Source organism: Paeniglutamicibacter terrestris (genome assembly GCF_012271785.1).
Classification (GTDB): domain Bacteria; phylum Actinomycetota; class Actinomycetes; order Actinomycetales; family Micrococcaceae; genus Paeniglutamicibacter; species Paeniglutamicibacter terrestris.
In genome coordinates this window covers 1-472 of sequence record NZ_JAAWVT010000030.1, presented here as the reverse complement: position 1 = coordinate 472, position 472 = coordinate 1, and the positions used below count along the sequence as shown (strand labels likewise).

General features: G+C 51.5%; 1 rRNA gene. It reads right to left on the bottom strand.

Annotation, left to right across the window (positions count from 1 at the left end):
• Positions 1-58, bottom strand: a 5S ribosomal RNA gene (gene rrf, locus HED64_RS19625); the annotation flags it as partial.
• Between the last annotated feature and the right edge of the window lie 414 nt (positions 59-472).

The window sequence follows — 472 nt, the reverse complement described above, 5'->3', positions numbered from 1 at the left end:
TCTTAGCTTCCGGGTTCGGTATGGGACCGGGCGTTTCCCCCACGCTATGACCGCCGTAACTCTATTACCGCGCAATCCTTATTCAGGAGTACTGGTGGCTTCTCGAGTCACAGGCAATGCTGTGGTTCTTCAGTAAATAACTATAACGGACTGGAAGCTACAACGCCAATCAAGAGCGGTCTTTTGGTCAGTGACAGCTGTCACTGACCAAAAGACATTGATCCATCAAAGACGTCGATCGAGGCGGGTAGTGATTGCAGGAAATTGCAAAGCTATCGAACCCAGAGACTGGAGCCGAGAACCCTTGTCTCATACTCATATGCCTTGGCACGGAAAGGTGGTGAGTATTCCGCTACTCCACGATCATGGGCCAGGTCAGACTGAGGCGTTCTCGCAGGAATTCACACAGACAATACTGCTTCCTGCAGACGGTCGGAATCATGCGTTTGACCCATGCCGGCATTAGGGCAAA